Raw genomic sequence first — 9,219 nt, 5'->3', positions numbered from 1 at the left:
AGTCGAGCTGGAAATGGAGAGGACGGCGACGACATGAGTGACGCGACCGAGGCGAACGAGCCCGTGGAGCCGACCGGTTCGGACGAGGGCGGCGGTGCGGGCGGGCGTCGCGTGCGGGTCGTGCTCGTCGACGACCACCGGATGTTCCGCACCGGGGTCCAGGCCGAGATCGGCCGCACCGAGGAGACCGGGGTCGAGGTCGTCGGCGAGGCCGCCGACGTCGACCAGGCGGTCACCGTGATCACCGCGACCCGCCCCGAGGTCGTCCTCCTCGACGTCCACCTCCCGGGAGGCGGCGGTGTCGAGGTGCTGCGGCGCTGCGCCCCGATGATGGGCGCGGTCGAGAACCCGGTGCGCTTCCTGGCGCTGTCCGTCTCGGACGCCGCCGAGGACGTCATCGGCGTCATCCGCGGCGGCGCCCGCGGTTACGTCACCAAGACCATCACCGGCACCGACCTGGTCGACTCCGTCTTCCGGGTCCAGGACGGCGACGCGGTGTTCTCGCCGCGGCTGGCCGGGTTCGTCCTGGACGCCTTCGCCTCGACGGACGCCCCGCCGGTCGACGAGGACCTGGACCGGCTGACGCAGCGCGAGCGTGAGGTGCTGCGGCTGATCGCCCGGGGATACGCGTACAAGGAGATCGCCAAGCAGCTTTTCATCTCGGTGAAGACGGTCGAGTCCCATGTCTCGGCCGTGCTGCGTAAGCTCCAGCTCTCCAACCGGCACGAGCTGACGCGGTGGGCGACGGCGCGACGGCTGGTCTGAGCCCCGGGTAGGCGCGTACACGATCACACCGTTAGCCTGTGCGCGACGAGAGGAGGACGGCATGCTGCTGGGTTTCCGCACGGCGAATGTCCGGTCACTGCGTGACGAGCAGGAACTGTCCTTCGTCGTACCGGCCGGCGAGGAATCCGACGTCGCGCGCACGGTCGAGCTCTCCGACGGAAAGCATCTCCAGGTTTATCCGCTGCTGGGTATCTTCGGCGCAAATGCGTCGGGCAAGTCCAACGTGATCTTCGCCCTGAAGAAGATGCGAGAAGCCGTACTCAGCTCGTACGGAGAGTGGACGTCGTACCAGGGGATCCCGCGCGACGTGTTCGCTCTGGACCCCAAGGCCGGAGATGAAAGCTCCTTCTACGAAGCCGACTTCGTCTTCGATGACGGAGTCCGCTGGACCTACGGGTTCGAACTGGGCGCGCAGCGCGTGGAGTCCGAGTGGCTGCATGCCTACCCCAAGGGCCGTCGGCAGGTGTGGTTCGACCGTGACGCGGGCCGGGAGAAGGTCTTCGACTTCCCTGGCGACCGGGTCCAGGACCGTGCCCTGCTGGCTCGGATGACTCGACCGGACGCGCTCCTGCTGTCCCGGGCGGCCAACGACAACCATCAGCAGCTCACGCGCATTTTCAACTGGTTCAAGCGAAACCTCTGGGACATCACTCCGGAGACCGAAATCGCGCAGCGCGAGGCGTTCACCGCCCGCCGACTGCTGGACGAGCGGTCCAGGGAGCGGATCGAGGAGTTGCTGCGTGTCGCGGATCTCGGCATCAGTGGGGCCGAGGTGGAACAGAGGCCGGGCCAGTCGCCGGTGGTCAGGCTTCTGCACGGGGGCGGAAGTGAAACGCCCGTACCGTTCGACTGGAAGCGCGAGTCGTTCGGCACGCGCTCCTGGTTCGCCCTCATCGGCCCGCTCCTGCTCGCTCTCGACGAGGGCGCGGTGCTGCTGATCGATGAACTGGACGCCAGCCTGCACCCGCGTTTCGCGGCGGAGGTCGTACGGCTCTTCCAGGCGCCATGGGCCAACACCAAGGGCGCCCAGCTCGTCTTCACCTCCCACGACCCCTCGTTGCTGAGCGCGCCCAGGGGCGGCCGGCAGCTGGAACCGGGTCAGATCTGGCTCACCCAGAAGGACCGGGACGGGGCCACGGAGATCTACCCGCTGAGCGATGTGGAACCGGGTGAGGACGAGGACCTCACGGACTCCTACCTCGCGGGGGCCTTCGGGGGTGTGCCGAAACTGTCGGCGGGGCAGATCGGGCGGAAACTTCTGGCAGTACGGGCTGGGGAGGCTGAGGGTTCCTGATGGCGAGGGACAGGGGGAGGGACACTCCGGGCCGTAAGAAGAAGACACCGCCGGAGCTGCGCCCGCGCGAGGTCTACGTCCTCACGGAGGGCGAGGTCACCGAGCCCGGCTTCATCGAGTACGTACGGGACCACGGCACGCCCAAGGAGCCAGGGCAGAGTGTCGAGATCCTCTTCAAGAACCTCACCGCACCGACGAAGCGTCGCAAGCCGCTGCCGCTGGTGGAGGAGGCCATCCCCTTCGTGACCTCGGCGGAGAAGGCTGCGAGGAAGGCCGGTCTGGAGGAGACCGACTGGAACTGGCCACAGGTCTGGTGCCTCTTCGACCGTGACCGGCACGAGGACATTCCCACCGCCTTCTCCAGGGCGAAGAGGGCCGGCGTACGGATCGCCTACTCACATCCCTGCTTCGAGCTGTGGCGGCTGTTCCACTACCAGAACTACACGAGCACCTTCGGGGGCGTCTGCGACAGCGCCGCCGACCGCCTCAAGCAGCAGCCCGGCTTCACGCAGACCTACGGTCCGACCATCCGCAGCGTCTCCCCGGAGACGGCGAAGCGTGTGATGCCGGAGCAGCTCCGGGGCCGGTACGAGAAGGCCCGGAAGTTCGCGGAACAGCGGAACGCGGCACACGCCGGGCGTACGGACCAGAACCGGTGGGATCCGTATACCGACGTGTATCGCTTCGTGGAGGAAGGGCTCGGCGTCCGCGAGTACTGACCGGATGCGAACGGTCTTTCCTGCCCTCTTCTCCGTCGTAGGCTTCCCGGTGGATCTCGACGAAACCGTAGGACGCAGAGGGAGTGCCGTACGTGGCCAAGCTCACGCTCGCGCAGTTGGAACGCCATCTTTTCGCCGCGGCGGACATCCTGCGCGGCACGATGGATGCGGCGGAGTACCGCGACTTCATCTTCGTGCTGCTCTTCCTCAAACGGGTGAACGACGAGTTCGAGGCCGCGCGGGACGCGATCGAGGCGGAGGCTCTGGCTGCCGGTTCCTCACCTGAGGAAGCTCGGGAGGAGACCGAGACCTACCAGAACTACCGGCTGCGCGGTGTCCTGTACGTCCCGGAGGAGGCCCGCTGGGAGCGGCTGGCCGGGGCGGTGGACGATGTGGCGACGCAGTATCTGCAGCCGGCGCTCGACAAGCTGGAGTCCCAGCAGGGCAACAGCGAGCTGCGGGGCCTGTTCAGCCACGTCAACTTCAACCGCATCGGCGGCGGTGCCGGACAGGGATCCTCGGCGGCGAAGCTCGCGGACAAGCGGCTGTCCGCGCTCGTGGAGCACTTCGGGTCGATCCGGCTGCGCGGTGAGGACTTCGAGTTCCCTGACATGATCGGTGCCGCCTACGAGTACCTGATCAAGGACTTCGCGGACTCGGCGGGCAGCAAGGGCGGCGAGTTCTACACCCCGCGTGCGGTGGTCCGGATGATGGTCGAGCTGGCCCGCCCGACGGCCGGCATGCGGATCTACGACCCGTGCGTGGGCTCCGGCGGAATGTTGATCCACGCCAAGGAGTACATCGACGAGCACGGCGGTGACTCCGGTGACCTGCTGCTGGCCGGCCAGGACGCCAACAGCGGCTCCTGGGTCATGGCGACCATGAACATGCTCTTCCATGGGACCAAGCACTTCTCCCTGAAGACGGGGGACACCCTCACCAACCCGCTGCATCAGGGCGGCGAGTTCGACCTGGTGCTGAGCAACCCGCCGTTCTCCATGGACTACAAGCAGGACCAGGTGCCGCACCTGAAGGAGCGGATGCCGTACGGGGAGTCGCCCGAGAAGGGCAAGGCCGACCTGATGTTCCTCCAGCACATGCTGCACATGGTGCAGGGGCGCGGTGGTTCGGTCTTCACGGTCATGCCCCATGGCGTTCTGTTCCGGGGCGGCGGCGAGCAGAAGATCCGTACGAAGCTGCTGGACGCGCAAATGATCGAAGCGGTCATCGGCCTGGCCCCGAATCTGTTCTACGGAACCGGGATCCCGGCCTGTGTGATCGTTCTGCGGGCCCCGGGGCAGCGGCCGAAGGCGCAGCGGGACAAGGTCCTCTTCATCAACGCCGACCGCGAGTTCCACGCGGTACGGGCGCAGAGCGTGCTTCTGCCGGAGCATGTGGAGAAGATCGTCTCGACGTTCCACGCCTACGCAGACGTCGATGGCTTCGCCAGGGTCGTCGACCGGAGCGAGCTGGCGGAGAACGCGGACAACCTCAACATCCGCCGGTACGTCGACAACACCCCGCCGCCGGAGCCGCAGGACGTACGGGCTCACCTGGTGGGTGGGGTGCCCGTCGCCGAGATCGAGGCGAAGAAACCGCTGCTGGACGCGTACGGGGTGCAGGCACTGGACCTGTTCGCGGCGCGCGAGGGCGATCCGGAGTACGTGGACTTCCTGCCGGAGGGCGAGCGGCCGGACGCGGCGAAGCTGACCGAGCTCGCGGGTGTGCGGGAGGCGGTGCTCTGGAAGGCGTTCGAGGAGTGGTGGCAGTCCGAGGCCGGCCAGATCACGGCTTTGACGCCGCTGGACGGCGACGACCGCACGGAGGGCGAACGCAAGGCGCAGATCGCCCGGCTGCGTGCCGACCTGATCGACTCCTTCCGGACACGGCTGCTCGAAGTCGGACTGCTGGACCGGTACGCGCTGGCGGGTGCGGTCGCAGGGTGGTGGCACGACGCGAAATACGACCTGGCCGCGCTCTCCGTGAACGGGTTCGGCGGGGTGATCGACGGCTGGATCGACATGGTCACCACGATGCTCGCGCCCGAACCGGACCCGAGCACGGGCGGCAGCCGCAAGCGCTCGGCGGCGGAACGGCGCCAGGCCTACGCCCACAAGGTGGTCGCCGCGATCGCACCGGACTTCCTGGAGGAGCTGGCGGCGGCGGACCGGGTGAAGGCAGACCTGGACGCCCAGGTGAAGGCGGCCCTGGACGCGGAGGCCGCACTGGCCGAGGCGAAGGCGGCGGCCGAGGCGGGTGACGAGGACGCGGAGATCGACCCGGAGCTGGCAAAGGCGGTGCTCGCGCCGAAGGTCTTGGCCAAGCTGAAGCGGGACCGGACGGCGGCGGGTAAGGCGGTCACGGAGCTGGAGGACGACTTCTGGCCGATCGCGGCGGGGCAGAAGCCGAAGGCGAAGAGGGTTGTTGTTACAGCTGAGACGGTGGCGGTAGAGGCGGACGTGCAGGGGTCGTTGCTGGACGAGCTAGTGGGGGAGGTCCGGGCGGGGGCCCCGGGTGAGGAGAAGTTGCCTCGACTCACACGTGTGCGGCGGGGGCTGACAGCTGACGCCGAGAGGGACGCGGTGCTGGGGGTGCTGCGGGAGGACATCGTTCGGAAGCTTGGCGGCCATGTGGTGAGTTTGCGCCGTGAGTTGGTGGCATCGTTCCATGAGTGGGTGGGCAAGTACGAGGTATCGCTTCGAGACATCGAAACGCGACGTGGTGAAGCTGCCGAGTTCCTGAACAGCATGTTGAGGGAGCTGGGCTATGCAAAGTGAAATGACTGGCTGGGCTCCGCTTTCCTGCTTCCTGCAGCGCATTGAGGCCGGATGGAGTCCGACTTGTGAGTCACAGTCGCCTGGTTCGGAGGAGTGGGGTGTGCTGAGCGTGGGCGCCATCACTTCAGGAGAATTTAGGCCTGAACGCGCAAAGCGACTCCCTGCGGATGTCGCACCTCGCCCGGCGTTGGAGGTGAGGCCTCAAGATGTACTGATCGCGAGGGCAAATGGTTCTCGAAGGTTGGTGGGGGTGGGATGCGTGGTGCCTGAAACGCGTCGAAAATTGATGCTGCCCGACTTGATCTATCGGCTCGTACCGGATCCGACGAAGCTTGACGCAGATTTCTTGGGTATAGTTGTCCGGTCCCCCTATTTCCGCAGGCAGATCGAAGCGTCGATGCGCAGCACAAGCGGACAGTTCAAGATTTCGAAAGCGGATATTCAGGGATTTCTGATCCCCAAGTTTTCTTTGTCTGCGCAACGCCGGATTGTTGCTCTGCTTGATTCCGTGAACCCCCTCGAGCGCTCCATCGTTGCGTCCATCGCGAAGATCCGTGATGTGCGCTCCGGTTTGTTGCTTTCTTTCATTGCGTCCGTGGGGCATGAAAAGCCTAGGGAGGCATGGGTTCGTGTGCCACTCCGGGAGGTCGTTCCATCTATCGACTATGGCGTATCCGATGCGCTGGTCAAGGAGCCTACGGGCATTCCGGTTCTCCGGATGAACAATATTCGCGAGGGGCGTGTGGAAGTCACAGACCTTCGTTTCAGCCCGGCCCCCGTTTCGGAAAGGCTGATGCTCCGTCGTGGAGACGTATTGTTCAATCGAACCAACAGTATCGAGCACGTCGGAAAATCTGCGGTATGGGAAAATGAACTACCGAGAGCGACGTTTGCTTCCTACTTGGTACGCTTGAACCCGGACCTTGGTCGGATCACCCCTGAATATCTGGCGGAGTGGTTGCGGCACCCGCTGATCAGACAGCGGGTGAAAGCCATTTCGACCGTTGCGGTCCAACAGGTCAACGTTAACCCGACCCGGCTCCGTGAACTTGAGATCGACCTTCCAGTCGATCTTGAACAGCAACGCACGATCGTGCAGTCTCTCGCAGCATGTGATGACAGAGTTCGCCGTGAGGAAAGCGAGCTTGCGAAGCTCCGTCAGATGAGGGCTGGGATCGTGGACGACTTGCTGGCGGGCGGGTGGCCCAGCGCGCGAGGACTCGTGCTTCCACCTCCGAGTGACTTCGCTCCGCACTGACCCGTACGAGGCTCGGCGGGCGTAGCGTGGTCGGCAAATCCTGCTCCTAGGAGTGGTCATGCAGTTCCACGAAGAATCCAGCATCGGGGACCGCATCGCGCGGTTGCGGTTGCGGCGGAAGTTGACGCAGGAGGGGCTTGCCGAACGGGCGGGTCTCTCCATCGACATCGTGAGGAAGCTTGAGCAAGGCGTGCGGGAAACCGCTCGTCTGACCACGCTCAACGCGCTCGCCAGTGCCCTTGATGTGGAGCCGTCGCTCCTCGTCGGACAGCCGACGAACTTCGAAGTGCGGGACGAGGGTGATCGTCCTTCCGTACTGGCTCTCCGGCAGGCCGTTTCCCCCGTATCCGACCTGCTCGGCGAGGAGTCGGACACCGAAGAGCCGCCCACCATCGCGGCGTTACAAGCCGCGCTGCGTTCCACTGAGGTCATCCGGCGCGAGGGACGCATGGGGGAGATTGGTTCTCTGCTGCCTCAGCTGATCCATGATGCGCGTGCTGCAACTCGCACATACGGCAGTGCCGAGGCCGCAGCTGCCCAGTCCGTTCTTGCGGAGGCGTACCAGGTTGCCGCCACGACCCTGACCGCACTAGGCAAGGAGGACGCGGCCTTCACCGCCCTTGAACGCGCAAGGGAAGCCGCTGCTAAGGGCGATGATCCCCACCTTGCGACTGTCGGCGTCTCCAGCCTTGCCTGGGTGCTCACCAAGCAGGGGCGGCTGGCCGATGCCGAAAGGATTGCTACGGCCACCGCCGAGCGTATCGAGCCCAACTTTCGTTCAGCGCCGGTAGAGCTGGCGCTCTGGGGAGTACTTCTACTCCGCGCCGCAACTGCTGCGGTCCGCCAGGGGAAGCGGGACACGGTTCGGGAGCTGCTGAATCTGACGAGTGCGGCGGCAGCCGGAATGGGTACCGACCGGCTGGACTACGCGACGCCCTTTGGGCCAACCAATGTGGGGGTAGCCAAGGTCAACTTCCTGGTGGAGATGGAAGAGTGCGCGGAAGCCCTGCGAGCAGCCAGGGCAGTGCCCGATCTGGCTTCGCTGCCTCCGACGTGGCGCGCGCGTTTCCACGTGGACCGGGCGCTTGCCTACGCCGGTCTGAACAAGGACGACGGTGCGCTTCAGGCGCTGCTCACCGCTGAGCGCACGGCTCCGGAGTGGATGCGCTACCACTCCACAAGTCGCCGTCTCGTCGCCGATCTCAGAGGCCGTGAGCGGCGTCGCAGTTCGGCTGTCACGGAGCTCGCGGACCGGCTGAACCTTGACGGGTAGGACGTCTTGTCCTATCCGGGCCACGCAGTGGCACAGTATGTCCCTGGCTGGGCGATCATCCCTTCTCTAGCGTTGCAGCGCCGTCGGACACGACGGACCCCCGCGACCGCTGACACGGCCCGGGGGCATGGCCAACCTGAGAAAGCAGGTCGACATGCCGCACTGTATCGCCCGCCTCATCGCGCTCACGCTGGGACTTCTGCTCCCGACGCAAGGCCGGCACCGGCACCTGGGGGAGGGAGCGCCCGTGGCCGCGTCCCCGCAGACCCCTGCGCCCCGCGCTGTTTCTCTCCTCCGAGGCGAGGACTCCCCGCTCGTCCGCCCGTACCTCCTGGCCCCGGACGAGTTCCGGCTCCAGCGTCAGCGTCGCCGGGCCCTGTGGCTCGCCACCCACGGCATCGATACCGGACCCCGCCGCATCCACGGCGTGAAGGTCGCTGCCTGATGGACGACATCCGCATGCGGCGGCTCCTTCCCTGGGCCGGCACGGACGGCAAGCCCTGTTTTCTCTCCGCCGACGGGAGCGGCGGGTACGTCTCGCGTCTCGCCGACGACGTGGAGGCCGTGCAGCTGGACATAGGAGCACAGCTGGTCGGCCACGCCCAGGCCCTCCTCGACGACCCGAAGGCTCACCCGGGTGAGCTCCGTTTCCTCTCGTCCCGGTTGACCGAGGCCCTGTGTGACGCGCTTCGTATCGCCGAGAGCAGGGGCGGCCGACTCCCCGGCGGTCGCGATGAGGGAACGTACTCCTCGGCGACGTAAACCATGTCGTACAACCGCAAAGCCCCCTGGCCGCCGCCGGGGGCTTTGCGCGACCCCGGACACCCCATGATCTCCTGTCGCACAATGGTCCGACGGGACGGCAGGCGCGGTGGTACGACGAGGGGCGCGGGCGAATGGCGGCGGTGGGGCGGATGCGGAATGCGGCGGAACTCGAAGAGGCCGAGCGGCCGTTCCTCAAGCAGCTCAAGGCGATGCGCTGGCAGCACGTCAGTGGGCCGGACCTCGCCGATGACGAGCGCAGGTCACTCAGCCACACACTGCTGACCAAGCGCCTCAGCACCGCCGTGCGCCGGCTCAACCGGCTGTCGACCGGTGAGCCATGGATGGAC

The 9,219-nt window shown here is 66.3% G+C and carries 9 protein-coding genes; all 9 read left to right on the top strand.

What is annotated here, in order from left to right; translation table 11 throughout:
• The first annotated feature begins 33 nt into the window (after positions 1-33).
• Positions 34-765: a response regulator transcription factor gene (locus VN520_RS02235; RefSeq protein ID WP_325745116.1), complete on the top strand. Its 732-nt coding sequence runs from the start codon at positions 34-36 to the stop codon at positions 763-765.
• A gap of 61 nt (positions 766-826) precedes the next feature.
• Positions 827-2,080, top strand: a complete 1,254-nt coding sequence (locus VN520_RS02230) for an ATP-binding protein (RefSeq protein ID WP_325745115.1) — start codon at positions 827-829, stop codon at positions 2,078-2,080.
• Positions 2,080-2,799, top strand: coding sequence for an RloB family protein (locus VN520_RS02225; protein ID WP_325745114.1), 720 nt, complete (start codon positions 2,080-2,082; stop codon positions 2,797-2,799). Before VN520_RS02230 ends, VN520_RS02225 begins: the two co-directional genes overlap by 1 nt.
• A gap of 92 nt (positions 2,800-2,891) precedes the next feature.
• Positions 2,892-5,576 (top strand): class I SAM-dependent DNA methyltransferase, encoded by a 2,685-nt coding sequence (locus tag VN520_RS02220; RefSeq protein WP_325745113.1) that lies wholly within the window; start codon positions 2,892-2,894, stop codon positions 5,574-5,576.
• Between the two features lie 259 nt (positions 5,577-5,835).
• Positions 5,836-6,834, top strand: a complete 999-nt coding sequence (locus VN520_RS02215; RefSeq protein WP_325745112.1) for a restriction endonuclease subunit S — start codon at positions 5,836-5,838, stop codon at positions 6,832-6,834.
• Positions 6,835-6,892: 58 nt separating this feature from the next.
• Positions 6,893-8,107 (top strand): helix-turn-helix domain-containing protein, encoded by a 1,215-nt coding sequence (locus tag VN520_RS02210; RefSeq protein ID WP_325745111.1) that lies wholly within the window; start codon positions 6,893-6,895, stop codon positions 8,105-8,107.
• Positions 8,108-8,234: 127 nt separating this feature from the next.
• Positions 8,235-8,552 carry a hypothetical protein gene (locus tag VN520_RS02205; protein ID WP_325745110.1) on the top strand — a complete coding sequence of 106 codons (318 nt, stop codon included), beginning with the start codon at positions 8,235-8,237 and terminating at the stop codon, positions 8,550-8,552.
• The gene (locus tag VN520_RS02200) at positions 8,552-8,869 is read left to right on the top strand and encodes a hypothetical protein (protein WP_325745109.1); all 318 of its coding nucleotides are present in this window, start codon (positions 8,552-8,554) and stop codon (positions 8,867-8,869) included. Before VN520_RS02205 ends, VN520_RS02200 begins: the two co-directional genes overlap by 1 nt.
• Positions 8,870-9,021: 152 nt before the next feature.
• A partial coding sequence (locus VN520_RS02195) for a hypothetical protein (RefSeq protein WP_325745108.1) occupies positions 9,022-9,219 on the top strand: 198 nt, incomplete at its 3' end.

Origin of the sequence: Streptomyces sp. (assembly GCF_035563135.1) — a bacterium.
Classification (GTDB): Bacteria; Actinomycetota; Actinomycetes; order Streptomycetales; family Streptomycetaceae; genus Streptomyces.
This window is presented reverse-complemented; position numbering and strand designations above follow the sequence as displayed.